Source organism: Streptomyces sp. NPDC057939, from assembly GCF_042887545.1.
GTDB lineage: Bacteria > Actinomycetota > Actinomycetes > Streptomycetales > Streptomycetaceae > Streptomyces.
Genome location: NZ_JBHVPG010000002.1, coordinates 281,250 through 307,425, shown reverse-complemented (window position 1 = coordinate 307,425; position 26,176 = coordinate 281,250). Strand labels below are relative to the sequence as shown.

The 26,176-nt window shown below is 75.2% G+C and carries 20 protein-coding genes; 11 read left to right on the top strand and 9 right to left on the bottom strand.

Translation table 11 applies throughout. From position 1 onward, the window contains the following. Positions 1-214: 214 nt before the first annotated feature. Positions 215-1,237 (top strand): LacI family DNA-binding transcriptional regulator, encoded by a 1,023-nt coding sequence (locus tag ACFVS6_RS03665; RefSeq protein ID WP_389700307.1) that lies wholly within the window; start codon positions 215-217, stop codon positions 1,235-1,237. 168 nt (positions 1,238-1,405) lie between these two features. Here ACFVS6_RS03665 and ACFVS6_RS03660 read toward each other — a convergent pair whose 3' ends face one another. Continuing rightward, positions 1,406-2,152, bottom strand: a complete 747-nt coding sequence (locus ACFVS6_RS03660; protein ID WP_389700306.1) for a phosphatase PAP2 family protein — start codon at positions 2,150-2,152, stop codon at positions 1,406-1,408. 313 nt (positions 2,153-2,465) lie between these two features. Further along, positions 2,466-3,419, bottom strand: a complete 954-nt coding sequence (locus ACFVS6_RS03655) for an alpha/beta hydrolase fold domain-containing protein (RefSeq protein ID WP_389700305.1) — start codon at positions 3,417-3,419, stop codon at positions 2,466-2,468. A gap of 242 nt (positions 3,420-3,661) precedes the next feature. Here ACFVS6_RS03655 and ACFVS6_RS03650 point away from each other — a divergent pair, with 242 nt between their 5' ends. Then, on the top strand, positions 3,662-4,186 hold the full coding sequence (locus ACFVS6_RS03650; RefSeq protein WP_389700304.1) for an ATP-binding protein: 525 nt from the start codon (positions 3,662-3,664) through the stop codon (positions 4,184-4,186). A 200-nt stretch (positions 4,187-4,386) separates the two neighbouring features. On the opposite strand, the gene ACFVS6_RS03645 is transcribed toward ACFVS6_RS03650, so the two are convergent. The 4 genes from ACFVS6_RS03645 to ACFVS6_RS03630 all read right to left on the bottom strand — a co-directional run bounded on the left by ACFVS6_RS03645 (position 4,387) and on the right by ACFVS6_RS03630 (position 7,639). After that, positions 4,387-5,499, bottom strand: coding sequence for a hypothetical protein (locus tag ACFVS6_RS03645; RefSeq protein WP_389700303.1), 1,113 nt, complete (start codon positions 5,497-5,499; stop codon positions 4,387-4,389). 63 nt (positions 5,500-5,562) lie between these two features. After that, positions 5,563-6,234 (bottom strand): RES family NAD+ phosphorylase, encoded by a 672-nt coding sequence (locus ACFVS6_RS03640; protein ID WP_389700302.1) that lies wholly within the window; start codon positions 6,232-6,234, stop codon positions 5,563-5,565. Further along, positions 6,234-6,926: a hypothetical protein gene (locus ACFVS6_RS03635; protein ID WP_389700301.1), complete on the bottom strand. Its 693-nt coding sequence runs from the start codon at positions 6,924-6,926 to the stop codon at positions 6,234-6,236. The genes ACFVS6_RS03640 and ACFVS6_RS03635 overlap by 1 nt, the downstream gene beginning before the upstream one ends. Positions 6,927-7,075: 149 nt before the next feature. Next, positions 7,076-7,639 (bottom strand): hypothetical protein, encoded by a 564-nt coding sequence (locus ACFVS6_RS03630; protein ID WP_389700300.1) that lies wholly within the window; start codon positions 7,637-7,639, stop codon positions 7,076-7,078. A 229-nt stretch (positions 7,640-7,868) separates the two neighbouring features. Here ACFVS6_RS03630 and ACFVS6_RS03625 point away from each other — a divergent pair, with 229 nt between their 5' ends. After that, a complete protein-coding gene (locus ACFVS6_RS03625; RefSeq protein ID WP_389700299.1) occupies positions 7,869-11,738 on the top strand; it encodes a CHAT domain-containing protein in 3,870 nt (1,289 codons plus the stop codon). Between the two features lie 113 nt (positions 11,739-11,851). Here the strand turns inward: ACFVS6_RS03625 and ACFVS6_RS03620 are convergent, their stop codons facing one another. Then, a complete protein-coding gene (locus ACFVS6_RS03620) occupies positions 11,852-13,237 on the bottom strand; it encodes a DUF2252 domain-containing protein (protein ID WP_389700484.1) in 1,386 nt (461 codons plus the stop codon). Between the two features lie 181 nt (positions 13,238-13,418). On the opposite strand from ACFVS6_RS03620, the gene ACFVS6_RS03615 reads away from it, so the two are divergent. Beyond that, positions 13,419-13,733 carry an SH3 domain-containing protein gene (locus tag ACFVS6_RS03615; protein ID WP_389700298.1) on the top strand — a complete coding sequence of 105 codons (315 nt, stop codon included), beginning with the start codon at positions 13,419-13,421 and terminating at the stop codon, positions 13,731-13,733. Positions 13,734-13,762: 29 nt separating this feature from the next. Here the strand turns inward: ACFVS6_RS03615 and ACFVS6_RS03610 are convergent, their stop codons facing one another. Both ACFVS6_RS03610 and ACFVS6_RS03605 read right to left on the bottom strand, forming a co-directional pair. Beyond that, positions 13,763-14,506, bottom strand: coding sequence for a DUF2993 domain-containing protein (locus ACFVS6_RS03610; protein WP_389700297.1), 744 nt, complete (start codon positions 14,504-14,506; stop codon positions 13,763-13,765). Continuing rightward, complete coding sequence (locus tag ACFVS6_RS03605; protein ID WP_389700296.1) at positions 14,503-15,135, bottom strand: TetR/AcrR family transcriptional regulator; 633 nt, start codon at positions 15,133-15,135, stop codon at positions 14,503-14,505. The genes ACFVS6_RS03610 and ACFVS6_RS03605 overlap by 4 nt, the downstream gene beginning before the upstream one ends. Before the next feature lie 97 nt (positions 15,136-15,232). On the opposite strand from ACFVS6_RS03605, the gene ACFVS6_RS03600 reads away from it, so the two are divergent. From ACFVS6_RS03600 to ACFVS6_RS03570, 7 genes are all read left to right on the top strand, one after another. Continuing rightward, entirely contained in the window at positions 15,233-17,416 is a 2,184-nt protein-coding gene (locus ACFVS6_RS03600) for an MMPL family transporter (RefSeq protein WP_389700295.1), read from the top strand. A 391-nt stretch (positions 17,417-17,807) separates the two neighbouring features. Next, positions 17,808-17,999, top strand: coding sequence for a thiazolylpeptide-type bacteriocin (locus tag ACFVS6_RS03595; protein WP_281209832.1), 192 nt, complete (start codon positions 17,808-17,810; stop codon positions 17,997-17,999). A 60-nt stretch (positions 18,000-18,059) separates the two neighbouring features. Then, positions 18,060-18,242: a thiazolylpeptide-type bacteriocin gene (locus ACFVS6_RS03590; protein ID WP_389700294.1), complete on the top strand. Its 183-nt coding sequence runs from the start codon at positions 18,060-18,062 to the stop codon at positions 18,240-18,242. 101 nt (positions 18,243-18,343) lie between these two features. Beyond that, positions 18,344-21,160, top strand: coding sequence for a lantibiotic dehydratase (locus ACFVS6_RS03585; RefSeq protein ID WP_389700293.1), 2,817 nt, complete (start codon positions 18,344-18,346; stop codon positions 21,158-21,160). 29 nt (positions 21,161-21,189) lie between these two features. Further along, positions 21,190-22,338: a hypothetical protein gene (locus ACFVS6_RS03580; RefSeq protein ID WP_389700292.1), complete on the top strand. Its 1,149-nt coding sequence runs from the start codon at positions 21,190-21,192 to the stop codon at positions 22,336-22,338. Then, the gene (locus tag ACFVS6_RS03575; RefSeq protein ID WP_389700291.1) at positions 22,335-24,215 is read left to right on the top strand and encodes a hypothetical protein; all 1,881 of its coding nucleotides are present in this window, start codon (positions 22,335-22,337) and stop codon (positions 24,213-24,215) included. The genes ACFVS6_RS03580 and ACFVS6_RS03575 overlap by 4 nt, the downstream gene beginning before the upstream one ends. Then, entirely contained in the window at positions 24,212-26,152 is a 1,941-nt protein-coding gene (locus tag ACFVS6_RS03570; RefSeq protein WP_389700290.1) for a TOMM precursor leader peptide-binding protein, read from the top strand. The genes ACFVS6_RS03575 and ACFVS6_RS03570 overlap by 4 nt, the downstream gene beginning before the upstream one ends. Positions 26,153-26,176: the final 24 nt, after the last annotated feature.

Genomic DNA, 26,176 nt, shown 5'->3' with positions numbered 1-26,176 from the left:
CTCGCGGACAGCATGCGCCGGGCCTGGACCGCCTTGACTCGTCACGATGCGCTTCGACTCGATCGTGACGGCCTTCGCCGACCTCGCCTAGCTCGCAAACGACGCACGGACGATCCCTCCCGAGCGATCGGCGAACCCTCCGAGGTCATGATCTGACTCGTGTAACCTCGGATGGAGGAATCGCGCACCGAGCAGAGGAACGTCAAGGGACACCATGGCCGACGAAATCCGGGTCCCCCCGACCACCCCGCCCCCCACGACCACGAGCGCGGACGTGGCCCGCTTGGCCGGGGTCTCGCGCGCCACGGTCTCCTTCGTCCTCAACGACACCCAGGGCCACCGCGTCAGCGATGCCACCAGGGCCCGCGTGCTCGACGCGGCCCGTCGACTCGGATACGTACCGCACGCCGCTGCCCGGTCCCTGCGGGCCGGCCGCAGCAACCTCGTGCTCATGCCCTCGTCGGTCTCCGCGATAGGCCGCCTCGTCAGCGACTGGGTCGACGACCTGCACGGCGAGCTCGACCGGCACGGTTACACGGCCGTCCTCCACGCGGGACGCTTCGCCGACCCCGTCGACGCGGCCCGGGCCTGGGCGGAGCTGCGCCCGGCCGGTGTCGTCGCCCTGGACGGCGACCGGTTCCCGCCCCAGGCCGCCGAGCTGCTGCGCCGGGCGGGCGTGCGCGGGTTGCTGGCCTTCGCCGCGCGTCCCGTCGAGGGCGTGCACACCGTCGGCTTCGACCACGCCGACATCGGCGCCACCGCCGCCGAGCACCTCATCGCCCGCGGCCGTGCCCGGATCGGCGTGGTCGTACCGCAGGAGCGCGGGCTCGGCACGCTCGCCCTGCCGCGGCTGGCGGGCGCGGAATCCGTCGCGGCCCGGCACATGGCCACCGTCACCCCCCTGGAGCTGGCCTACACCCGTGAATCCGCGACCGCCCTGGCCCGGCGGTGGCGGGACCTCGGGCTCGACGCCGTGTTCGCCTACAACGACGAGTACGCCACCCTGTTGCTGCACGCCTTCCGCGCCGAGGGCATCGTCGTACCGGACGAGGTCGCGGTCGTCGGCTCCGACGACCTGGTGCTCTCCGCGTTCCAGCAGCCCGCGCTCACCTCGGTCCGCCTGGAACTGCCGTCACCCGCGCTGATCGCGGACTCCCTGCACGAGCTCATCTCCGCCGGTACGGCGCGGGAGCTGCCGCCCGTCGAAGCGGTCCTCGTCCCCCGCGAGACCTCCTGACGGGAGGTCGGGTTCCCCGGACCACCGCCGGACGACCCGATCGAGCCGACCGACCCGATCGACCCGATCGACCCGATCGACCCGAACGACCCGAACGACGAAGGGGCCCCTCCGCTCCCCGGAACCACCGGAGGACGGGCGGGACCCCTTCCGATCCCGCCCGTCGCCTCAGCCCTGCGGAACGGGATCCGCCGTGTTCACGGCCGCCCCCCGGCGGTCGTGGACGCGTACGCGCTCCCGGCGGAGCGAGGGCTCGCAGAGCCACCAGGCCAGCAGGCCGACGCCCGCTCCGGCCGCCGCTCCGGCCACGGTGTCGCTGAGCCAGTGGGCGTGCAGCCAGGTGCGGCTCCACATCATGGCCAGGGCGAAGACCGCGCCGGCGACCCACCACGCCCGCCGCCGGGCGGCCGGCACCAGCAGCACGCCGACGAGCACCACGAGCAGCGCCGCCGAGGCGGCATGGCCGGACGGGAACGAGCCGTGGTCGACGCGGACCAGGGGGTTCGCCGGGCGGGGCCGGTCCACCAGGTGCTTGAGTCCCTGGATGACGAGCATGTTGGCGCCGAGGTAGGTGACGAGGAAGAAGCCGGCGGAGACCCAACGCCGCCGGACCAGCAGCAGGACGAGCAGGGCGAGCGGGACGACGATCCCGGGCGGGCCGCCGAACCAGTTGAGCGCGGCCGCGACGGCGGCGTACAGCCCCTCGTGGGGGCCGCCCATCCAGCGCAGCCAGCGCTCGTCCAGGCCTTGGAAGGGCGGGTTCGCGACGTCCGGGCGGACGACGAGGGCCAGGAGGGCGGCGCCTCCGAGGAACAGCAGACCCGACGCGAGCGCGCCGCGGCCGCGGTTCGTCCCGGAGGCGCCGGGTCTGCCGGTGGGAGCGGTCGTGGCGGTGGGTGCGGGGGAGGTGGACATGGCTGCCTTTCCGGACCGCGGTGCGGCCGCGGCCGTTGGGGTGTGCGGGGTGGGCAGGACCGAGATGTGCGGGGTCGGCGGTACCGAGGTGTTCGGGGTTGGCGGGTGGGCGGTACCGAGGTGTGCGGGGGTGAGCGGGACCGGCCGGAGGTGTCCTCGGGTGCGGTGAGCGAGGACACCTCCGGCCGGCCCGCGAGCGGAAGGGGCCGGGATGAGGCCCAGGGATGAGCCCCGGAGTCAGGCCCCGGGATCGGGCCCCGGATGAGACCCCGGGATCAGTCCCATGGACGAGGCCATGGACGAGGCCCCGGAGTCAGGCCCCGGCGCCCAGGTGGCCGGCGAGGAAGGCGACGCTCTCCGCGACGATCCCCTCGATGTCGGGCGAGCCGAGGAAGATGTGGTCGGCGCCGTCCACGGGCCGCAGTGTGACCTCGCCCCCGACGCCCGTCAGCGCCCGCGCGAGGGCCTCGCTCTGGCTGTACGGGACCAGCCCGTCCCGCGTGCCGTGGACCAGGAGGAACGGCGGCGGGTTCGCGCCGTCGGCGTACGTGACCGGGCTCGCGGCGCGGGCCAGCGCCGGACGTTCGGCGTCGGTGCCGCCCAGCAGGGCCTCGTACGGGTCGGGGAACTCGACCCCGCCGGGCATCGGCGGCATCGGGTGGTCGGCCAGGGCGGGCAGGTCGGAGACCCCGTACCAGTCGACGACGGCCAGTACCCCGGTGTCCCCGGAGCCGACGCCGTGCGCGCCCTCCAGTGCTGCGCCGTTCGGGCTGTCGGGGCCGACGAGCCCGGCGAGGGCCGCCAGGTGGCCGCCCGCGGACTCGCCCCAGACGCCGATCCGGTCCGGATCGATCCCCAGGACCTCCGCGAAGGCACGGACGTAGCGGATCGCGGCCTTCACGTCGTGCAGTTGGGCTGGGAACGGTGCTTCGAGGCTGTGCCGGTAGTCGATGGACACCAGGGCCAGGCCGGCGCCGAGGACCGCCCCGTGCAGGAGGTCGGCGGGAACGGTCGGCGGCGGGTAGCGGCGGTCGCCGTCCAGCCAGCCGCCGCCGTGGATCCAGACGACCGCGGGGAAGGGGCCCTCGCCCGCCGGTGTCCGCACGTCGAGCAGTCGGGGACGGAACCCCGGCGTGGTCGCGTACGTGACCCCGTCGAAGAGCCGTACGCCGTCGGCTCCGACCCGGGGCCGTACGGGGGGCTGGTAGGGCGGGGGCGGCCAGGTCATGTCGGCGAGGTCGAACCCGGCCGTGGGGGATTGCGTCATTGCGGCCCTTCCGATTCGGCGCGGCCTTGGTGGCCGGCAGGTCCCGGCACGGGCGCAGGCTTCGTGACGTTTGTCCGAAATGCTTGCGCGGATCGCCGGGGGAGGCATAACGTGTTACACGTGTAATCAGAACAGTAGCGACGCGTTTCCGCTGACCACAAGCCCATGGGTCGGATGACTTCCCGGCCGGTTGCACGAGCCGCTCCAGTGGGCGCGCCGCCTTCCCCCTCCGGGAGCACGCCATGCTCACCCCAGTCGGCAGACCCGCGGACCTCGCGCCGCCCGCGCGCTGCGCACCGCCCGTTCCCGCCTCCGCGTGCGGGCCGTGCGAACCCTCCGGGTCGCCCCTGCTCCCGGCTGCGGCCGGCGGTTTCGTCCACTGGGTCACCGACCCCGTCGCGGCGACCGTCCCGCAGGTCAGGGCCCGGGTGCGGGCCGCCCTCGCCGAGTGGCGGGTGTCGCGGGAGGCGGCCGAGGTGCTGTTGCTCGCCGTCAGTGAACTCGTCGGCAACGTCGTGCAGCACGTGGCCACCGGCCGCATGAGGGTGGGTGTGTCCCGGAGTGGGGGGTGGCTCCGCCTGGAGGTCGCCGACCAGGGGGCCGGGCTGCCGCGGCTTCCCTCTCCGCGCGCCGAGGTGGACCCCGACTCGGAAGGCGGCCGCGGGCTGCTGATGGTGCAACTGCTGGCGGCCGAGTTCGGCGGTCGACTCTCCCTGGTGGCGGGGGAGCCGGACAAGGCCGTTCGGGTGCGGATCCCGCTGGTGTGAGTCGGGCGGAGGCGTCCGGATGTTCCTTCTGCCGTGATCGGCTGCCACCGGTCCCCAGCGGCATCGACTCAACTTCGATCTTCGACGCGGCTCCCCCCCCCCGTCGGATCCGGACCCGGGCGGCGCAGCCGTGGGGGAGGGGCGCACGGGCCATCGGGAGGGGCGTCCCGCGGTCCCGTCCGGGCGACCCGTGACCCGAGTCAGCCGGACCGTCCGGTCGGCGGCCGGTCGCGGCCGGGGCGGGCGCCGGCCGGGATCCGTTCCACGAGCGCCGCGGCCGCGGCGTCGCGCACCACGAAGTGGACGTCCCACCGGGCGCCGCGCGCCAGCTCCGCCTCCACCGAGGCCCACACGGCGGCCAGACTCACCTCGGGCGGCAGCCCGCCCCGTCCCGAACCGAGCAGCGGGAAACACACCGAGCGCAACGGCGGTACGAAACGGTCGTGTTCCTCGGCGAGCAGCGCCAGCGCCCGGGCCGAGGCGCGGGTGACGTCGGCGGGCAGCACGTCGTAGTCGTTGGTGCCGGCGCGGGGCACGGCGAGCGCCGCGTGGTAGATCCGCCGGATGCCCTGGTCGGCCAACGCGCCCGCCCCGGTCGGGGCCACCGTACCGGGCAGCACCGGCCGGCCGGCGGTGCCGTAGCGCGCCGCCCAGGTGCGCAGCTCTTCCTGCACGGGGTCGGCCATCACGTCCCCGGTGACGCCGCGCACGGCTGCCGCCCGACGCAGCGAGGCCGACACCGACGACTTGTACGGTTCCGGCAGCGCGAGGTAGGTGTTCGTGGGGGAGACCACCACGTCCACGTCGCGCAGCAGGTCGATGGGGTGTGCGTGCACGGTGAGTCGGGCGCTGCCCGCGCCCGCCCGCACCTCCACCGTCCGGTGGGTCCCCTCCCCCCATTCCCGCGAGGCGTCCTGCGGTGCCTCGCCCGCGGCTCCCTCCGCCGCCAACTGGACGATGCGGTCGGCGATCTGGCCGAGCACCATCACCTCGTGGTCCTTGCGGAAGCGCTCGACGCTGACCCCGTACACCGCACAGGCCCGGGCGCGGCGCGAGGACGCGGGCCAGTCCCGGGTGCCCTGGGCCAGGCCCAGGGTGTACTCGGCGGCCGTGCGCAGGGTGCCCGCGTCCAGCCGTGCCACGGCGCGGCGCAGCAGCGCCTCGACGGCCCCCTCCGGCGTCCGGGCGGCGACCGAGGCCGCCGCGGCTTCCAACGCGGGCAGCGCGTGCCCGCGCAGGCGGACGAGACCGGCCCGTCGGACCTCTTTCAACTCACCGAGGACATCAGCGTGTTCCACGTGTAACGGGGTCATGGGACCCACCATGACACCACGCGTCACGCGACGACAAGGATCGCAACGATCGTGGCGCCGATCTCAGTCGCGCCCCCCGAACGAGATCGCCGAACGCAGCGGCTCCAGCAGGGCGTTGACCCGCTCGACGCCGGCCCGCGAGCCCATGTCCCCGATCCCTTCGTCCGGCAGCGTTTCGAGCGGCTTCCCGTCGCAGCCGGCGAAGCGGTCGCCGAACAGCACCAGCGCGTGCCGCGGCCGGTTGCGCCGGGACTGCCAGATCAGGCCCATGGAGGCGGGGGCCTGGACCCGGATCTCGCCGGCCCAGCGCCTGGCCTTCGGATAGTCCTGTTCGTCCTCCAGCAGGCCGGAGTCCTGGCACACGGCCGCCAGGTCGTGCTCGTCGATCAGGGAGACCAGGCTCACCTCGCACCGGGTCCGCATCACGCTGAGCGCCCGGCCGTGGACCGCGGCGTACGGCACGAGCCGCAGGCCCCGTTCCGGATCGAAGGGCATCGACCGCAGGAGGGTCTCGGCGAGCGCCGTGGTCGCGGAGTCCCCCGCGTACAGGAACGGGTAGGGGTCGAGGACCGTGCTGTCGAAGCGGCTGCCGCCGAAGTGGAGGTCCGCGGGCCGGGGATTGAACTCCTCGGCCGGACGGACGGCCGTGTGCACCCGCCACAGCAGGGTGCCCATCGGGAGGACGTGGTACCGGGGCCGCAGCTCGTACGCGGAGGGAGGCAGGACGCGTGTCATCAGTACCCCTCCACCAGCGCCGCCGCGGCCAGGACGAGCCGCTCGCCCGGCAGTTCCCCGAGCAACGAGGCCGGAGCGCCTCCGAGTTGGACGTTGCCGCTGAGCCACCAGTCGGCGGCCCCCCACGGATCGACGTCGGCCAGCAACAGCCGGTTCACCTCCAGGACCACCCCGTACGCGCCCCCCTCCCCACCGGCGAACTGGAACTCCGGGTACCGGTCCCCGCGCACGGGGTCGGGCAGCCGGATCACCTCGGGAGGCGGCGCGCCACCGCACCGGGCCCGTACCTCCTCGGTCGCCAGCGACGGGGCCGCCAGCAACCTGCGGTGAACGGCGCCGACGATCGCCGCGGTGTCCGGCGGGGGAACGGGGGAGGGCTGTGGCACCGCGAGCCGCGCCAACAGCGCCCGCGCGCCCACCACGCTGTCCGCCGGGGCCGCCACCGAGGCCGTCAGGCGCACCGAATCCAGTGCCGTCCGCACCGGATGGTCGAACGGCAGGGGCCGCAGCGCGAGCCGCACCCCCTGGAGGGCCCTGCGGACCGCCCTGCCGTCGGTCCCGGCCGCGGCGCCGAGGTCCCCCAGCCGGGTGCGGAGCGTCCTGCGTTGCTCCTCGGTCAGGGCGGCGTCGACGCTCTCCCAGTGCTCGCCGAGGAGGTCGAGCAGTTGCTTCCCCGGTCCGTTCGCGCTCATGCGGTCCTCTCTCCCGGGCCGCGACGGCCCCGATGGACGAAGGGCGGCCCGGCCCGCGGCAGCGAACACCGCGCACCACCGCTCATGCGCACGCCCCCTCGTCAACCCCCGTTTGTCGCAGTCATCATGACGAACCGTCGGATCCCGTGTCAGCCCCCGGCGCCGGATCCGCCGTACGAACGCCCGGCAGCCGACCGGGAAACGCCCAGATCGGTCCGCATCCGGTGCCGCATCTCCCGCAGCAGGTCCCACAAGGCGTCGATGTCGCCCTGCGCGGCGGCGTCACCCGGCCGCGGGACACCGTCGTCCAGCCGCCGCAGGGAGCCGTACACGGTGCCGAGCGCGTGCGCGACCCCGCCCGCGATGCCGAGCATCCGGTCCGGCAGTCGCATCTGTGCCTCCGCGTACACCTCCCGGTGCAGGTCCCGGGCCTCCGTCAGCCGGCGGCGGACCGCCTGGAGCTCGTCCTCCCTGCCCAGTGCGTGCAACATGTCGGTCAACGCCGCCAGGTACTGCCGGGAGGCCGTGTTGAGCGCCACGTAGCACGCGCGGCGCTCCACGGCCTCCGCCCGCCGCTCCCGGGACTCCTCGGCGTGTTCCTGTTGCCGCTCCCGGCCCCGTTCCGCCGCCCGCTGGGTCAGCAGCGCCGACAGCAGCGTCCCGACGACCCCCACCACCGCGACCGCGAACGCGGTCGTGCTCCCGGCGTCCACCCGGCCTCCGTCCCCGTACCGTCACCCGGTCAGCGAAGCACCGGCGCCCACCGCGCCGGAAGTCCCCGACCGGGGAACGCCCGGAGCGCGACCCGTCGGCGACCGCGAGCGCGGCCGGATCCGGTCGTGTACGGGGTGCGGGCCGGTCGTCCGGCGGGAACGGGGGGACACGGCGCCGGGGCGCGGTTCATCATGAACGCCGGCGTGGGAACACGGCAGAGGGGGACGCGTGGACGACAGCGACGGCGACAGCGGCGGATTCCAGGGCTTGCGGGCATGGGCCGAGGACGCCGCACGGAGGGCGGCGGGGCGGCTGCCCACGGAGGGCGCCGCCCGCCCGGCGGCGACCGACTACGACCCTTCGATCGAGGAGCTGGACCAGGTCCTCCCGCTCCTGGACCACGAACCGGCGCTGCGGGTCAGGCTCACCGTCCTGCTCGGATGCCTCCTCGGCTGGCGCTACTCGGCCGGCGGTCGGGCGGCGGACAAGGAACGGGCGGAGCGGTTGCTGAGGGCGGTCCGCGAACCCGGCTCCGAGGTGGCGTTGGCCCCAGAGGAGCAACAGGTGTCCGCGGCCATGCTGGCCATGCTCGCCCTGCCGGTCTTCGACCTCGGCCCGCTGTTCGACGGCAGGCTGCCCAGCGTGGCGGAGGTCAGCCGGTGGACGCTGGAGAACCCCGACGGCAAGGACGCCATGCTGAAGGCGTTCCAGGAGCTGATGGACTCGCCGGAGGCCCTGGTGACGCTGGACCCCGAAATGCGGCATGCCTTCGAAAGGTTGGCCCGCATGGAGCGGGAGGGCTATCCGGACGACGTGGAGGAGGTGGTCAAGCTGCTGCCCGAGGGCAACCCGATGGCCGACCGGATCCGCGCCGTGTACGACCTGCTGGGCCTGAAGGGCGAGCCGCCGCAAGGACGCACCCCGGACCGCCCCGAGGCCAAGGCCGTCCCGGACCGACCCCAGCCAGCCACCCCGGTCCGGCCCGAGGCCGCCGCCACCCCCGTACGGCCCGACGCCGCCGCCACCCCCGTCCGGCCCGAGGCCACCACCATCCCCGTCCGGCCCCAGGCCGCCGCCACCCCGGACCGACCCGAGGACCCCGGAGCCCCGGAAGGCCCGAAGGACCCCGGCCCCCCGATCCTCTCTTCGGACGTGCCCGTCACCCGGCGGGAAGGCCTGGACCCGGACGTCTCGGAGGTGGCGCTGCAAGCCCTCCTGCCCTCGCTGATGGCCATCATGGCGGGCGTGCGCAGCCGCGACCCGCAGGAGGTGGACGACGCGGTGCGGCTCCTGCGCGCCACGTACGACCGGATGCCGCCCGGCGACCCGCTGACGCAGATGCTCGCCGGAGCCATGGGCGGACTGCTCCAGTTGGGCCCGGTGATCGGCGGGAACGAGCAGGACGGCGAACGCGGCCGCGCACTCATCCCGGACGTCGTGGAACGGTTCGGGCCGGACCTCCCCGCCTGGGCGGCGCCCGGCCTCGTCTCGTTGCGGATCGCCCAGCACGCCGCCGTGGTCCTCGCGGCCAAGGCGCGGGAGGACGTGCCGCTGCTCGACGCGGCCATCGAGGACCTGACCACGATCGAGACGGGCCTCGCACCGGGCGACACGAACCGGCCGGCGGCCCTGGTCGTCCTCGGACACGCCCGCCTGCTGCGGGGGCTCCTGACGGACGACATCCCGCAGGCACTGGAGGCCCTCGACGGCTTCGGTGAACTGGCCGCGCACCCCGAGTCGCTCCCCGCCCCGCTGCGGCACCTCGCCGGACAGATGGCCGAGGCCGAGCAGGCCGTCCGGGCCAAGGTGACCGGGAACCCCGAGCCGATCCGGGTGCTGTCCGAACCCGGGCCGGACGCGCCGCCCGCCGAATGGTCGACGTACGCGTCGAACCTGGCCCTGCGGCACGAACTCAGCGGCGAACCCGCTGACCTCGACCGTGCCGTCGACGCCCACACCCGGGTCCGCACCGCCCTGAAGGAGGGACGCGGCGCCCCCCTCGCGGCGCAGTCCCTGTGGGAGTTGAGCGGGCTCCACCAGAAGCGCTGGCGCGGCACCCGACGTCGCGAGGACGCGACCGCGGCCACCGAGATCGCCATCGAGGCGCTCCGGGCGCTCGCCGCGGACGTGGTGCTCCAACTCGGCCCCGAACACGGCCTGCTCACAGCCCGGTCCGGGGCCCGGCGCGGCGTGCGGGCGGCCATGTGGGCGGCCTCCCACGGCCAGTTGGCACAGGCCGTCACGGCACTGGAACTCGGTCGGGCGACGGTGCTGCACGCGGCCTCCACCTCCGCGGGAGTACCGGAACTGCTGGAGGCCCGCGGCCGGGCCGATCTCGCCGCCGCCTGGCGGGAGCCCCTGGGATCGCTCACCCCGGACGAACTGCCGGGCGCGCTCCCGAGCAGCCTGCGCCGCCAGGCCCTGGAGGTGCTCGGCTACCGGGAGAAGGAGCTGATCCCGACCCCCACCGTGAGCGAGCTGACGAGCGGGGTCATCGCGAGCGACGCCGACGCGCTCGTCTACCTCATGTCCGGCTCCGGACTCTCGCCCGGCCTGGCCCTGCTGGTCGGCCCGGACTGCGGAACCTGCGTCATCGGACTTCCGCTGCTGACGGAGGAGCGCAGCGGACCGCTGCGCGGCTACATGGACGCCGCCGCCGAACGGGCCGCCCGCCCCGGCGACCCCGAGGCCGAACAGGCCTGGGAGACGGCCCTGTCGGTGCTGTCCGACTGGTCGTACCCGGCGGCGCTGGGGCCCGTGCTCGCCGGGATGACCGAGCGGATCGCCGCGAACGCCGACCGGCGCCCCCACTCCCGCACCCCCCGCATCGTCCTCGTCCCCTGCGGCAACCTGGGGGTGGTCCCCTGGCACGCGGCCCGGCTGCCCGACGCGGCGCCCGCCGACTACGCCTGCCAGTTCATGGCGATCAGCTACGCGGCCTCCGGATCCCACTTCCTGCGCGCCGCCGCCCGCGACCGGCGGCCCCCGGCCGCTGCGGCCGTCCTCCTGGCCGACCCGCGGATCGACCTGACCCTGGCCGAGCAGGAGGCGGCCGCCCTGAACGCGGCCTTCTACCCCGACGCCCGGTTGCTCGGCGAGTACTACGACCCCTCCCTGCTACCCGTGGCGGAGGGCACGCCCGACGAGCTGATGGACTTCCTCGACGAGCCGCTGTCCGTCCTCCACCTGGCCTGCCACGGCTCCGCCGGAACCAGCCCCACCGTCTCCGCGCTCCACCTCGCCTTCCCCGCCGGCACGGAGGAACTGCCCCCCGAACAGGGCGGGTACGGGGCCTCACCGGACCGGGGCATGCTGACGGTCGCCCGGCTGTTGGAACGCGCCGGCACCGCCCGGCAGCCGCGGGACGAGCCGCGGAGCGGACCGCTCGTCGTGCTCAGCGCCTGCGAGACGGACCTCAGCAACCGGGACCACGACGAGGCCCTGACCCTGGCGACGGCCTTCGTCGCGGGCGGCGCCCGGGACGTGGTCGGCTCCCGCTGGACCACCCAGGACGGCGCCTCGGCCCTGATGATGGCCGTCTTCCACCACCACGTGGTCGTCGAGGGCCGCAGCCCCGTGGACGCCCTGCGCGCGGCGCAGATGTGGATGCTGGACCCCGACCGCCGCGACCCCGGCACCCTCGGCGAGGAACTGCTGCGCGAAATGGACCGGCCGGACCTGGACCGGCTCCCGCTGTGGGCCGCCTTCACCCACCAGGGGAACCCCGGACCCGCCGCGTCCACCCGCGGGGCCACGTCCGCCACCGTGCCCCGCCCGACGCCCGAACCGACGCAGCCCGAACGGGAACTGCTGCGCCTGGTCGCCTCGCACCTCGACGGCATCCGCGCCGCGCTCGACGAGGACCAGTACGAACTGCTGCGGTCCCGCATGCGGGACCTCGCGGGCGATCCGGGCGACCCGCGCGGCCGCCGCAAGGCCCTGCTCGGGATCAGGCTCGCGCTGTTGCCGCTGCCGCTCGACCACCCCGTCCGGCTCGCCCTGGACCTGACCCGCCGCACCGGCCCGCCCGCCGGGCCCGCAGTGGTCGCCGGCGCCCGCGAGGTGCTGGCCCTGATGGAGGCGCGGCGGCCGCGGTGAACCCGCCCCGGGGGCGCGCTTCGCAGCGGGCCGGGCCGTACGACCGTCAGGACACGCACGCGCGATGACGACGGCGTTCCGGACGCCTGACCCCGCCCCGGGAGGGGGAGGGGTCAGGGCGTTTCCGGGGTCCCGGTGCGGCCGTGTCCCGACGGGTGCGCGGTGTGCGAGGGGTTGTCGGTGTCGGTCAGGGCCGCGGTGAGCGCGGCGTGGTCGGCGACCGTCAGGTCCGCGTAGTCCAGGGCGAAGCGGGTGACCGCCTCGTCGAAGGAATCACCGGCGCCCAGGTACCCGGCGATCGCGAACCGGTCGCCGGTGCGCGCGTGCGCACGGGCCAGCGTGCGGCCGCACAGTCGGGCGTAGCCCTCCAGCAGCAGCGGGTCCATGCCGGCGACGTCGGCCGAGCCCTTCATGTCCCGCAACTGCCGCCAGTAGAAGTGCCGGCCCTCGGGGCCGGTGGCCCAGCCGAGGAAGATGTCGCCGGCCGCCTGCAGGAGCCGCTGCCCGGCCACCACCCGGTGTCCGGAGTGGCGGTGCGCCGACCGCCCGAGGTGGGCCTCCAGCACCGACGGCACGGCCTCCTTGATCTGGAGGAACAGCGGGTCCGCGTCGTCGCGGCCCGTCAGGAGCACCACGAAACAGCGGGTGCCGACACTGCCGACGCCCACCACCTTCCGGGCCACGTCCACCACGTGGAAGCGGTCCAGCAACAACCGCCGCTCCTCCGGCAGCGACGCCCGGTACTCCCGGAACACCTGCTCCACCATGGCCTCGTCGAGGGGGCCCACCGGCTCCAGCAGCGGCGGTTCGAACCGGATCCGCAGTCTGCCGTCCACCACCTCCGCCAGCTTGTCCAGCGCCTGGAGACTGGTCCGCCGCCGGGCCCGCTCCAGTCCGGACGCGACCCGTTCGCGGTGCCGACGACGCACCAGGGGCAGCACCTCGGCGCTGTCCACCCGCTCGTACCAGACGGCGAGTTCGCCCAACCCCGCCAGCCGGCGCATGTTCCGCCGGTACGCCGCCGCGGCCGCCCCGGCCGCGCGCCGGGCGGCCTTGTCGCCGTGGCCGTTGTCCCGGGCCGCCACGGCCACGCTCGCCGCCAGTCGTTTCACGTCCCATTCGAAGGGACCCGGCAGCGTTTCGTCGAAGTCGTTCAGGTCGAACAGCAGGGCCCGCTCGGGAGAGGCGTACAGCCCGAAGTTCAGCAGGTGCGCGTCCCCGCACAACTGCACCGCCAACCCGGTGTGCGGAGCCGCCGCGAGGTCGGCGCTCATCACGGCCACCGCGCCGCGCAGGAAGGGGAACGAGCCGGCCGCCATCCGGGAGTACCGCAGCGGCAGCAGTTCCGGCAGCCGGTCCGCGCCCTGCGCCGCCAGCACGGCCACCGGGTCCGGACGGCTCTCCTGCGAGGGCGTCGCCGCGTGCTCCGACCGGGGCAGCCGCTTGCGCCGCGCCCGGCCGTACCGGACCCGTTCGTCGGGGGACGAGGGCGGGGCCATTGCCATCCCCCAGTCATATCACCGGCTCCGGGCGTGCGCCGTCCGGGGGAACGCACGGTGTGCCGGACCGTCCGGCGGCCGGTGGCGGCGCAAGGTCCATTGCGGTGCCGTGTTCCGCACGGCCGTCCAGCGGTATCGAGGAACGTCCGGCATTGCCGGCAGTGGAGATGGGGAAGCGCGGATGCGCATGTTCAGGAAGATCGCCGCGGCGGCGCCGGTGGCCGCCGTCTCGGCCGTTCTCCTCGCCGGGACCGCCCTGGCGTCGGGGTCCTACGCGGAGGGGCTGGTCGTCAGCTCGGCAGGGGTGAAGGTCCGCTCGGCCCCGACCACCACGGCCCGGGTCGTCGGCACCCTGGCCCCGTGGCAGAAGGTGAAACTGTCCTGCCGGACCGAGGCCAAATGGGTGGAGGGCAACGACACCTGGTACCGGTTGCACGGCGACGGCTGGGTGTCGGCCCGCTACGTGCACAACTACACCAACGTGCCCTGGTGCTGAATCCGGGGACGACCCGACGCTGACCCCGCTCAGGCCTCCCGGGCGACGCAGTCGCCGGTGCCCGACGTCCCCAGGTCCCCGCCGGTCAGGGCGAAGGAGAGGACGAGTCCGGCACCGGTGGCTCGCGCCCCGGTGAGCCCGACCCCGTCCGGGAGGTCCCCCAGACCGATCGTGCGGGGCTTCAGCTTGTCGGCGATGCCGGATCCGAAGGGGAGGGACGCCAGCCGGTCCACCGGTATGTCACGGCCGAACAGCCGGACGGCGGCCGGGGTGACGGTCACGCTGTCGGCGGTCGTGGACAGCGTCGTCCGGACCGTCACGGGCAGCCCCGTGCCGCCGGCGTCGCCCGTGAGCGTGAGGTCCTTGCCGTCCGTGCCGAGGACCAGGCCGGAGGCGGCGTCGCCGGCCTCCCGCTCGGCACGCCGGTTCAGGGATGCGTAGGGGACGGTGGCCGTCGCGGTCCCCCCGCCCACGCCGTCGCGCGAAACGTCCTTGAGGACCGCTTCGACGTCCATGTCGGTGCCCTCCCGCCGCACCCCCTCCGCGCGGACACGGACGGTCCCGACGTCGCCGGTGAGGGCGCGCAGTCCGGCGAGGGGGCCGTCGAGGTCGGCGCTGACCGATCCGGCCGCACCGAGTCGGCAGGTCGCCGCGTCGACGACCTCCCCCTCGGCCCGTTGCAGGGCCACGAGGTTCACGGTCCCGGTCGCGGCGGTCGCCACCAGGCAGGCGGCGGCGGTGACGAGCAGGGTCTTGCGGCGGGGGCTTTTCACGGTGCGGGTGTTCCGTTCCGGGCGAGGGCGAGCAGGTCGAAGGCCTTGGGCAGGAGCGGCGCGGCGTCCCCGGCGGTACCGGCCTCGCGGCGGGCCCGTTGGGTGCGCAGCACGGCACGGGCCGCCGAGAGGGCCGAGCAGGCGATCACGTTCGCGTGGAGGTCGGCGTCGGGCAGGTCGGCCGGCAGGCGCTCCAGTACGAGGAGCGCCAGCCGGTCCTCGAACTCGATGAAGGCCTGCATCAGACGGGACCGGATCAGCGCCTGCCCCTCGGTGCCCGCCAGCGAGTGCGTCAGACCGGCCAGGGTGCTCCGCGCGAACGGCACCGCGGCCTCCATCAAGGCGCGGCACACCGCGTCGAGGGGGTCCTCGTCGCGGGGACGCGCGGCCAGGGCGGCCTCGATGAAGGCGAACAACTCGGCGCTGTCCGGCAGCAGCAGGGACTCCTTGTTCTCGAAGTACCGGAAGAACGTGCGCTCCGACACGTTCGCGGCCGCCGCGATGTCGGTGACCGTCGTCGCGGCGTACCCCCGCTCGGCGAAGAGTTGGGCCGCGCACGCACGCAAGGTGCGACGGGTCTGCTCCTTCTTGCGTTCGCGCAGGCCGGGCGGGGTGGTCTCGGATGCCATGGAGTCACCCTACCCATCGCGACAGACATGTCAATTGTCAGTCCTGTCATCTGTGACCTAGTGTCTCTTGGCAGTACTGCCACTTTTTGGAGTCGCCGTGTCTTCCGTACTGCCCGAGGTACCCCCCGCCGCACCATCCGTCCCGGACGGGGCGCCGCCCTCCCGGCTCGCCCGTACCGGGGCGTTCTGCGCCCGCCACCCACTGTGGGTGATAGCGGCCTGGCTGCTCGTCATGTGCGCCGCGCTCGCCGGACGACACCTGGTCGACGCCGGCTACAGCGACCAGGTGAGCCTGCCCGGCACCGCCACCCACACCGGGGCCGGCCTGCTCAAGGCCTCCGAGCCGGCCGCCGAGGCGCCGAACGGCAAGGTCGTCCTCCACGTGGACTCCGGCACGGTCGCCGACCACGGCGCCGCGGTCTCCGACACGATCGCCCGCCTCGCCGCCCTGCCCCACGTCACCGCCGCGTCGGCCCCGGTGACCAGCGAGGACGGCCGCACCGCCTACAGCGTCGTGTCCTTCGACGCGCCGCTGAAGTCCCTCGGTCACGCCTACACCGACGAACTGGACGAAGCCACCGAACCGGCCCGCGCGGCCGGCGTCGGCGTCGGCTACGGGGGCGACCTCGACCAGATCGTCCGGCCGCCCGCCGACGACGTCGCCGCCGAACTCACCGGACTCGCCGCGGCGCTCGTCATCCTGCTCCTGGCCTTCGGCAGCGTCGCCGCCGCGCTCCTGCCCATCGCGACCGCGCTGGTCGGGGTCGGCGTCGGCATGGGCGTGGTCGGCATCGTCGCGGGCACCGTCGCCTTCGCCACCGCGGCGCCCACCCTCGCGGCCATGCTCGGCCTCGGCGTCGGCATCGACTACGCCCTCTTCCTCACCACCCGCTACCGCCAGGACCTCATGGAGGGGCGCGATCCCGTCGAGGCCGCCGGCCGGACCGCCGCCACCAGCGGCCACGCCGTCCTCGTCGCCGCCCTGACCGTCGGCGTCGCCCTCCTCGGGCTCTACGCCTGCGGGATCGGCTTCATCGGCAAGCTCGGACTCGCCGCGACCATCGCCGTGGTGATGACCGCCGCGGCCGCCGTCACCCTCGTGCCCGCCGCGCTCGGACTGGTCGGCCGGCGCATCGACCGCGTCCACGTACGCCGTCCCGTCGCCGAGACGTCCGGGGACCGGGACGGCTGGCACCGCTACGCCGCCCGCGTGGCACGCCGTCCCTGGACGTTCCTCCTGGCCGGTACGGCGCTCCTCGCGCTCTGCGCCGTACCGATGTTCTCCATGCGGCTCGGCCACGTCGACAGCGGCTCGGACCCGGTCGGCAGCAGCACGCGCGACGCCTACACCTGGATCTCCGACGCCGAGGGCCCCGGGTTCGGGCCGGGCGCCAACGGTCCCCTCCTCGTCGTGGTGGACCTGGGCGACGCGTCGCGCGCCGCCGTCGACATCGGGCGGGAACTGGAGGACGCCCTCCGGGCGACCCCCGGGGTCGCGCGCGCGACGCCGCCGCGGGCGAGCGCCGACGGCAGGATCCTGACCTCGACGGTCACGCCCGCCACCGGTCCCCAGGAGGCCGCCACCGGCGCCCTCTTCGACCGGCTCACCGACCGCACGCTCCCGCAGGCCCTGGCGGACACAGGAGCCACCGCCCACCTCACCGGCACCACCGCCGGTCAGCTCGACTTCCGCGACACCGTCACCGAGCGCCTGCCGCTCATCATCGGCCTCGTCCTCATCGCCTCGTTCCTGCTGCTGATGACCGTCTTCCGGAGCCTGGTCATCCCGCTCAAGGCCGTCCTCCTCAACCTCGCCACCACCGCCGCCTCGTACGGAGTGCTCGTCGCCGTCTTCCAATGGGGCTGGGGAGCCGGCCTGTTGGGCCTGACGGGGCCGGTGCCGATCGAGTCGTACGTGCCGATGATGATGTTCACCATCACCTTCGGGCTGTCCATGGACTACGAGATCTTCCTGCTGTCGCGCATCGCCGAGGACTGGCGCGCCCGGAAGGACAACCAGCACGCCGTGGGCACCGGGCTGGCCGTGACCGGGCGGGTCATCTCCAGCGCCGCACTGATCATGACGGTGGTGTTCCTGTCGTTCGCCGCCTCGCCCACCGTCGTCATCAAGATGCTCGCGCTGGGGCTGGCCGTCAGCGTGATCATCGACGCGACCGTCGTCCGGCTCGTCATGGTGCCGTCGGTCATGTTCCTCACGGGGCGCGCCAATTGGTGGCTGCCGCGCGGCCTGGACCGGATCCTGCCGCACATCAGGGCCTGAGCGCCCGGCCGGACGAAAGGCCGGACCCTCGATTACCGCCCCGGCCCGGGGTGGAATTCACCGCGAATTCCACCCCGGGCCGGCCCGCGTCCGGTCGACGCCACTTCGACGGACTTTCCAGAGTCCTTATAGCGGTCGGGGCGATTCTGGGCCTTGCACGGAAGAGGCCGGTTCTCGTCGGTGGACCAATGCGTTCCAGCCGCCGAAAGCGCAATTCGGACGTGCCCATTCGGGACGTCCGATGCATTCCGGAATTGCTTGCAGCAGCTCGATCGGCCTTGCCATACTTTTTTGGAACAGCGCTCTCCGAATATCGGACGACCCGAGCCGCGGAGTGCGGCGTTCTGTTCCGTGCACATTCGGCTATCGCCTCCACTTCTGGGAGACATCTGTGCCCGATTTCGCGAGCACCATCGATCTCGACCTCCAGGAACTCGACCTCGACCTCAGCGACCTCGTCGTGACGTCCATGCGCGACAAGGGCGCACTGCCCGAGGGCGCCGCGGCCGGGGGCGCCTGCTCCTGCGTGGCCTCGTCCAGCTGCGTCGACCCGCAGCTGGAGACCGGTGTGTCCACGGGCTGACCACTGCCCGTCACCACACCCCGCACCACCCCCACCGACCGTTCAGCGAAGGAGACATCCATGTCCGAAGCCCGGCCCGCGCCCGAATTCGAGATCGAGGACCTCGACCTCGGCGAACTCACCGTGACGTCCATGCGCGACACGGCCGCCCTCCCCGAAGGCGGAGCCTCCTGGGGCTCGTGTTCCTGCCAGGGCTCCTCCTCCTGCGCCCACCCGGACGCCGGCGAAGTCCCCGTGGGCTGACCCACCACCGACCACCGACCACAGGCATGCCGGACGCCTTCCGCCGCACCCCGCGTGCGGCGGGAGGCCCGCGCCACCACACACACGAGACGGGGAGCGGCATGCCGCAGTCACAGCACACCCGCGCCGCGACGCGTCTGCCGCAGCCCCAGGACACCGGCGCCGCGACGGGTCCGCCGCAGTCGCCGCACGCGGGCGCCGCCACCGGTCCGCCGCAGCACCGGCCCACCGCGACCGCCACGGGTCTGCCTCGGTCGCCGCACGCCGGCGCCGGTCGGCCGGTCCGGTCCGCGCCGTACGCGCTGGTCCGGGCCACCGTCCTCGCGCATCCGGCCCAGTCGCCCGCAGCCGCCGAGTACCGTGCGCTCGCCGCGGACCTCCACCGCGTCGACGCCGAGTCGCTGCACCTCGTCGGGCCGCTCTGCGACGCCCTGCACGACAGCCGCGGCGACCACCCCGAGGACTTCCACCGCGACGTCGTCCTGCCCCTGCGACGCGCCCTGCACAACGGGCGCGAACCCCGACCCGCCCTGCTGGAACGCCTCGGCGACCTGCCCGACCGGGTGCCCGCGCTCGCCGCCTGGACCGCCCTGCGCACGCGCCGCGCCCACCTCCTCACCCGCCTCGACGACGCCACCGAGCGGGCCCTGGCCGCCGAACGCGCCCAACTCGCCGCCCTCTGCCGCGAACCGGCCCTCGCCAAGGCCGTCGCCTCCACCAGCGCCGACCTGCTCCGCGCCGCGGAACGCGCAGCCACCGGCGCGACCGACCGCCGGGCGCGCAAGGAGGAACCCGCCGTGCTGCGCTACGCCCTGCGGGCCAGCACCAAGACCAGCCCGCTGTCCTGGTTCACCGCCGTCGGCTGGGCGCCCCTCACCGGGGAACCCGCGGGCCCCGCCGTCCCCTCCTGGGGCGCCGCGACCCTGTTCCGGGGACCCCTGCGCTCCGTGGTGAAGGTCAACCGGACCCTGACGTCCGCCCTCACCGTCGCCCTCCTCGACGCCCCCCACCGCCGCACGGCACTGCCCCACCGCATCACCAGCACGGCGCGGATCACCGGCGGACGGGCCGCGTACTCCCGTGACCGGACCGCCTTCGCCGGCGGACGCTACCTGGTGGCCGGCGAGGACGAGGCGGAGCTCACCCACGGCGGCCCGCTGCGCCTGCTCACGGGCCGGGCGGAGGAACCCGTGCCCCTGGACGACCTCACCGGCATGCTGGCCGCCTGTCTGACCACGCCCGGCAAAGCCATCGGCAAGGAGAACGGGGCCGAGGCGGCCGTCGGATACCTCGACCGCCTCGTCGAGGCCGGCCTGCTGGTGCCCGCCGACCCGGTCCCGCCGCAGGACGACGACCCGCTGGGGCGCCTCGCCGCCTGGCTGCGCACGTTCGGCGCGGACCACGCCGAGGACGCGGCGCGCGCGGACCGACTCGACGAACTGGGCCGTCTGACCGCCTCGTTCGCCGGGACCCCCGCCACCGACCGCCCCGCTCTGCTCGCCGACCTGTCCCGGCGCTGGCGGGACGAACTGACCGACGCGGGGCGACCCGTCCCGCCCGTCTCCGCCCCGCTCACCGTCCTCACCGAGGACGTCGTCGCCCCGGAAGCCCTCGCCCTCGACGGGTTCCTCGACGCCCCCGACCACGAGGCACTCGCAGAGGTCACCGCGCTGGCCGAACTGTTCGACCTCGGCCACCTCGTCCGCCGCGTCGTCCGGGACCGCTTCGTCGCCCGCTACGGGCCCGGCGGCACCTGCCCCCACCCGTGGGAGTTCGGCGCCGAGGTCACCGAGGCCTGGGACACCGCCGCACGGCTCCCCGTGCTCGACCCGCGGGACGGAACCCCGCTGCCCACCGGGGCGACCGCACTCCTGGCCCTGCGCTCCGTCGTCATCGACGCCGTCCGGCAGGCCGCGGTCGCCGCACCCGCCGGAGCCCACGAACTGGTCCTGCCCCCGGACCTCCTCGCGACCCTCGGCGCGCACCTGCCCGACTGGACACGCGAACGACCGCTGAGCTATGCGTACTTCCTCCAACGCGACCCGCACCACGGCCTGCTCTGCGTCAACCACGTCTACGGCGGCTGGGGCCGCTTCAGCAGCCGCTTCCTGGACGCCCTGGACCCCGCCGCGCGCGCCGCCGTGTCCCGGCAGATCGGCCACGGCCTGGACCCCGGCGCCAGGGCCGCGCATATCCGCCCCGTGGGCGGGTTCAACGCCAACCTCCACCCCCTGCTGGTCCCCGACGAGATCGGCACCGACCGCCGCACCGCCTCCCTCACCGAATCCGACCTGGAACTCGTCCACGACCGGACCACCGACCAGGTGCGCTTCCGACTGCGGAACACCGGCGAACTCCTCGACGTCCTCTACGCCGGCTTCCTCGCCCCCGTCCTCCTGCCGCACCGCCTCGGCGCCCACCTGAGCGACCACCCCCACGGAACCGTCGACTTCAGGCCCCTCATCCCCCGCACGCCGTTCCCCGCCCCCGGCGGCACGGTGACCCGCAGCCCCCGGCTGCGCCACCGGCAGGTCGTGCTCCGACGGGCCCGCTGGGTCCTGCCCCCCGACTCGGTGCGGGCCCTGCGCGCGGAACTGGCCGCCGCCCCCCACCCGGCCGAGGTGGCCGCCCGCTGGCGCGCCCTGCTCGACCTGCCCGAACAGCTCTTCCTGCACCCGGCCGGCACCACACCCACCGGGCGCGGGGCCGAGGACTTCCTGAGCCGACTGAGCCGCCCCAAACCGCAGTTCGTGGATCTCGGGAACGCCCTGCACCTGCGCTGCCTGGCCAAATGGCTGGCCCGCCACGACGGCGGCGCGGTCCTCGAAGAGGCACTGCCCGCCCCCGGTGGGCTGGACGCCCCGACGCGTGCGACCGAACTCGTCCTGGAGGTCAACCGGCCCGGGCGGCCGCGATGACCCACCCACCGACCACGCAGGAGGGCACCGTGCGAGCAGCACGCCCCCGCACCACAGGCGTCCGCGACGTGGTCGCCTCCTACCACCACCCCGTCAAGGCGCCGCTGCTGCGCGAGGCGCTCCTGCCGTCCGCCCGGTCCGCGACGGCCCTGGGACTGGCCGCACACGTCGAACGGCACTGGCTGCACGGCCCCCACCTGCGCCTGCGCCTCCAAGGGCCGCCCGAACAGGTCGCGGCCGTCGCCGAGTCCGCGGCCGCCCGGATCCGCGCCTGGATGGCGGCGAACCCCTCGCGGGGCGACCTCACCGAGGCCCGGCTCCTGGAGCTGGCCGCCGAGGCGGGCCGCGCCGAACTCGTCGCCCCGCCCTACGGACCCATCGCCCCGGACAACACCGTCCGCACCGAGCCCGCCGACCGTACCTCCGTGCGCGCCCTCCTCGGCGAGGACGGTGCCGTGCTGCGCGACGACCTGCTGCGGACCGGCCTCGGCGCGCTGGAGGCGGGCGCCGGATACCTGGGGGAGCTGGGCGACACCGCGGGCGCCCGGCTGCGGCTCGCGGTGACCGCGCTCGCCGCACACGCCCGCGCCCACCCCGGGGGACTGGCCGGCGGCCACTGGTCGTACGTCTCCCACCTGGAGGACCACCTCCTCCACGAGGACCCGGACGGCCGCCTGCGGGAACGCTTCGACGGCCACTGGGACCGCGCGGGCGGAGCCGTCACCGCACTCGTCGGACGGATCGCCGACGGCGACGCCCAGGGCTGGGAACGGTCCTGGACGCTGTACGCGCGGGACGCCTGGCGGATCACCCGCGGCCGGTACGACGACGGCGCCGACCTCCACGGAGTCCCGCAGGAGTACCGGGCCCGCGCCGCCGCCACCGGCGACGCGGCGGCGGCCCGGCGCTGGAACCACGAAACCCGCACCCGCTACAGCGAGTTCCACCAACTGCTCGCCCGGTCCGACCCCGACGGGAAGATGTGGAGCCGCCCCGACTACCTGGTGTACCGGGCGTGCACCAACGCCCTGTACCGGCTCCTCGCCATCTGCGACGTCCGCCCGGTGGAGCGGTACTTGGCGGCCCACCTGGTCGTGCGCGCGGTGCCCGCGCTGACCGGTTGCGACTGGCGCACCGAACTCGCCGCTGCCGCCGCCGCGACGGAGCGTCGCGGATGAGCCCCCGAACCCGACCCGCGCCGATCGCGCCGACGCCGGGCGCCGCCGCGCCCGCCACCCCGCCCGGCGCGGCCGTTCCCGGTCCGCCGGCCCCCGCGCCGGTCGCTCCCGTACGGTCCCTCCCCGGCCGACCCGTACGGAGGTTGCGGCCCGGGGTCGCCGTGACCCCGCTGCGCGACGGTCTGCACCTGCGGGGCCGCCGCGGCAACCTCACCCTGGAGGGCAGCCCCGCCCTGCCCCGGCTGTGGCGCCGGCTGGAGGCCGTGCTGTCGGACGGGGGCGTCGAGGACCTCCTCGACGGGACGGAACCCGGCTCGGCCCTGCGCACCGCCGTGGAGACCCTCCTCGCGCAACTCGACGCCCACGACATGCTCGTGACGGAACCCGCCGCCCGGCCACCCGCGCCGAACGGCCCCCACCCCACCGCCCCCGGCCCGATCGCGCGGTGGCTCGGCGCGAGCGCCCACCACCCGGACCGGGCCGCGGCCGCGCTCGCCGCCGCCCGCGCCGAGGTCCTCGCCGGAGCCCCCGAGGGGCCGCTCGCCCGGTTCGCCGGCGAGGCCCTGACGCGCGGCGGGCTGCCCGTCACGTACACCGTCGACCCGTACCTGCCCGAGGGCCGGGTCCTGTTGCGGATCCTCGGCGGGGGCCCGCACCGCGCACTCGCCGTCGGGTGCTCCGGCGGCACCGGCTGGGTCACCGCGCCCGGCAGCACCGCCCAGGCCCGCTCCGACGCCGCGGCCCTGGCGACCAGGCTCGGCCGCGCCGCACCCGTGCGGTCCGACGCGCTCGCCCCGCTGCTCGGCGGAGCCGCCGCGCACCGACTGCTGAGCGCGGCGGCCGGTCTCGCCGACCCGTCGACCGAGGGCGACGACGGCGGGCTCCAGCCCGGCCTGCCCGCCGTGCTCCTCGCGGACTCCCGCCCCCTGAGGGCCGAGTACCGCACCTGGCTCGGCCCCGACCGCATCGACGCCGACCGCCGCACCGCCGCCGCCCCCGCCACCACCCTGGGCGAGGCGCTGCGCCGAGTGGCCGTCCTCACCGACGGCCGGTGCGGGGCGCTGCCCGAACCCCTGCCGGGGGAGCTGCGACAACTCCCCGTGCCGCTCGCCGCCTGCCTCCTGCCCGGACTCCCACCCCCGGACGGCCGGATCGTCGGGGGAGCGCCCCGACTGGACCTGGCCCGCCTCGAAGTGTTCTGCCGGACCGCCGAACACCGCCTGGGCGAAGCCGCACCGGAGGTCTGGCACACCGTCGGGGCGACCCCCGGGCACGCCCGGGGCCGGGCCCTGCGCGAGGCCGCATCCCGCCGCCTCGCCGGCGGCGACGGGCAGCAGCCCGTGGCGGAGCCCGACTGGTCCGAGCACCCGCAGGTCCGCCACTGGTGGCGGACCCTGACCGGCCGCCTCGGCGTGCCCGCCCGGCTGGAGGTCTGCCGGATCGTCCCGGGCGAGGAGGCGTACCGGGCCGTCGTGCACCGGACGGCCGGGTCCGACCGGTACGACGACGGAGCGCCGCGCCCGCTCGGGGACGCCGTCGAGGCGACCCCGGGCGACGCGGCGGCGTACGCCGCGCTGGCCGCGGTGGCCGGCTGCGCCGCCGGGCCGGCCACCGGACGGGCCCGCCCGTCGGGCGGCGCCGTCGCCCCGTTGGCCGCGTCCGGCGCGCGTACGGCCGACTGGGAGGACGCCGGATGGACCGGAGGCTGGCTCGCGGAGACGGCCGCCCGCGAGGACGCCTTCCAGGAGGCGCTGGCCCGGCTGACGGGAACGGCCCTCCCCGAGCGTCCGGCCGCCCCGGCCCGGAACCCCGCCCTCGCCGACCTGCTGCGCGCCCACGGGTTCACCGTCCTGACCACCCCGAGGATCCCCCGATGACCACCCTGCCCGGCACCCCGCCCATCCCGGCCCGGGACCTCCTCGGCCCGCTGCCCGTCACGCTGTTCGACGGCGTCGCGGCCGCGCGGGAGCATGCCCTCGGACCGGCCGTGGTGCTGCTGACCGGGTGGACGCTCGGTGAGGCCGAGGAGCTCGCTCGGCTCGGGCTCGGGCGCCCGGTGGCGCTCGTACCCGTACGGCTGGACGGGCCGCTGGCCGTGATCGGCCCGGTGCTCCGACCGGGTGCGGCGGCCTGCCTGTGCTGCGCCGAGTACCAGCGGTTGGCCACGGACGGCGGCCGGGTGCCGTGGCGCAGCCCCGGCATGGCGCTGGCCGGCGTACCGTCACCCGCGCTCGGCGGCTCCCTGGCCGCCCTGGCGCTGGACCTCCTCGACGACGCGGAGCATGACGCGGAGCAGGACGACGGCCGCACCGCCGCGGTCCACGTGCTGCACCAGGGACGCGGAACCTGGTCGACCCACCGCGTCCGTCCGGTCGGTGGCTGCGAGGTGTGCCGACCCCTGCCGGCGGATTCCCCGGCCGGGGTCGCACCGATGCCCTCGGCACCCCGCCCGCTGCCCGACCCGTACGTCCTGCGCGCCCCCAACCCCCGCACCACCCCGGACGGGTTGCGCGCCGCCCTCCACGACACGCGTTTCGGCCCGGTCCGCCGACTGCTCCGGGCGGAGGACTCGGCCTTCTCCCTGACCAGCGCGTTCGTTACGGACGGTCGGCTCACCGACGGCGCCGGATACGGCCGCGCGGGCGACTTCGCCACCAGCGAGCGGATCGCCCTGTTCGAGGGCGTCGAGCGGTACGCCGGCATGCGTCCCACCGGCCGCCGCACCGTGCTGCGCGCGTCCTTCGCCGAACTGGGTCTAGGCCGGGCCGTGGATCCGGAGCGGTTGGGCCTGCCGGAGCCCGCCCACCAGGGGCACCCGGCGGCACGTACCGTCCCGTACGCGCCGGACCTGGAACTGGACTGGGTGCACGGCTGGTCCCTCACCCGGCAGCGGGTGACGGCCGTGCCCGAGCACGTGGCCTACTGGGACGTGCCGGGCCCCGGCCGCCCGCGCGTGGTCTACGAGTCCTCCAACGGCTGCGGACTGGGCAACAGCCCCGAAGAGGCGGCGCTCTACGGCCTGTTCGAGGTCGCCGAACGGGACGCGTTCCTGATGGCCTGGTACGCGGCGACGCCGCTGCGCCGCGTCGAGGCGCCGGCCGAGGACCTCGATACGGCCCTCCTCGCGGACCGGGCGGCGGGGGTCGGCTACCGGCTCGTCCTGCTCGACGCGACCAACGACTTCGGCATCCCCGCCGTCCTCGCCGTCTGCCGCTACGAGGGCACCCACCCGGCGGCACCCCGCATGTTCCTCGCGGCGGGAGCCCACCACGACCCCCGTGCGGCGATCCGCTCCGCGGTGGCCGAAGTGGTCACCAACGTCCTGGAGTCGGTGCACCGCCCGGCCGAGGAGGGCGGCCCGCGGGACCCGCGGCGATTGCGACCGATGCTGGACCGACCGGACCTGGTGGTGACGCTGGACGACCACGTCGGCCTCAACACCCTCCCCGAGGCGCTGCCGCGCTGGGAGTTCCTGACGGCCGACGCGCCGCCCCTCACGGTCGAGGAGGCCTGGCCCGGCGCGCCCGCACCGGTGCACGACCTCGGCCGGCTGCTCGGCGCCACCGTGGAACGCCTCGCGGGAACCGGCCTGGAGGTCATCACCGTCGACCAGAGCGAGCCGGGCACGCGTGAACGCCTCGGCCTGCACTGCGTGAAGACGGTGGTCCCCGGATCGCTGCCGATGACCTTCGGGCACGTCAACCGCCGCACCCGGGGCCTGCCCCGGCTGCTGGAGGTGCCGTACCGGCTCGGCCGCACGGCCCGCCCGCTGCGCCACGAGGACCTGACGTTCCACCCGCACCCCTTCCCCTGACCCGGGACACCCGCCCACGGGCTC

Coding starts and splice junctions, on each gene's coding strand:
- ACFVS6_RS03665 (WP_389700307.1), top strand. CDS start 215: ATGGCCGACGAAATCCGGGTCCCCCCGACCACCCCGCCCCCCACGACC.
- ACFVS6_RS03660 (WP_389700306.1), bottom strand. CDS start 2,152: ATGTCCACCTCCCCCGCACCCACCGCCACGACCGCTCCCACCGGCAGA.
- ACFVS6_RS03655 (WP_389700305.1), bottom strand. CDS start 3,419: ATGACGCAATCCCCCACGGCCGGGTTCGACCTCGCCGACATGACCTGG.
- ACFVS6_RS03650 (WP_389700304.1), top strand. CDS start 3,662: ATGCTCACCCCAGTCGGCAGACCCGCGGACCTCGCGCCGCCCGCGCGC.
- ACFVS6_RS03645 (WP_389700303.1), bottom strand. CDS start 5,499: ATGACCCCGTTACACGTGGAACACGCTGATGTCCTCGGTGAGTTGAAA.
- ACFVS6_RS03640 (WP_389700302.1), bottom strand. CDS start 6,234: ATGACACGCGTCCTGCCTCCCTCCGCGTACGAGCTGCGGCCCCGGTAC.
- ACFVS6_RS03635 (WP_389700301.1), bottom strand. CDS start 6,926: ATGAGCGCGAACGGACCGGGGAAGCAACTGCTCGACCTCCTCGGCGAG.
- ACFVS6_RS03620 (WP_389700484.1), bottom strand. CDS start 13,237: ATGGCCCCGCCCTCGTCCCCCGACGAACGGGTCCGGTACGGCCGGGCG.
- ACFVS6_RS03615 (WP_389700298.1), top strand. CDS start 13,419: ATGCGCATGTTCAGGAAGATCGCCGCGGCGGCGCCGGTGGCCGCCGTC.
- ACFVS6_RS03605 (WP_389700296.1), bottom strand. CDS start 15,135: ATGGCATCCGAGACCACCCCGCCCGGCCTGCGCGAACGCAAGAAGGAG.
- ACFVS6_RS03590 (WP_389700294.1), top strand. CDS start 18,060: ATGTCCGAAGCCCGGCCCGCGCCCGAATTCGAGATCGAGGACCTCGAC.
- ACFVS6_RS03585 (WP_389700293.1), top strand. CDS start 18,344: ATGCCGCAGTCACAGCACACCCGCGCCGCGACGCGTCTGCCGCAGCCC.
- ACFVS6_RS03575 (WP_389700291.1), top strand. CDS start 22,335: ATGAGCCCCCGAACCCGACCCGCGCCGATCGCGCCGACGCCGGGCGCC.
- ACFVS6_RS03570 (WP_389700290.1), top strand. CDS start 24,212: ATGACCACCCTGCCCGGCACCCCGCCCATCCCGGCCCGGGACCTCCTC.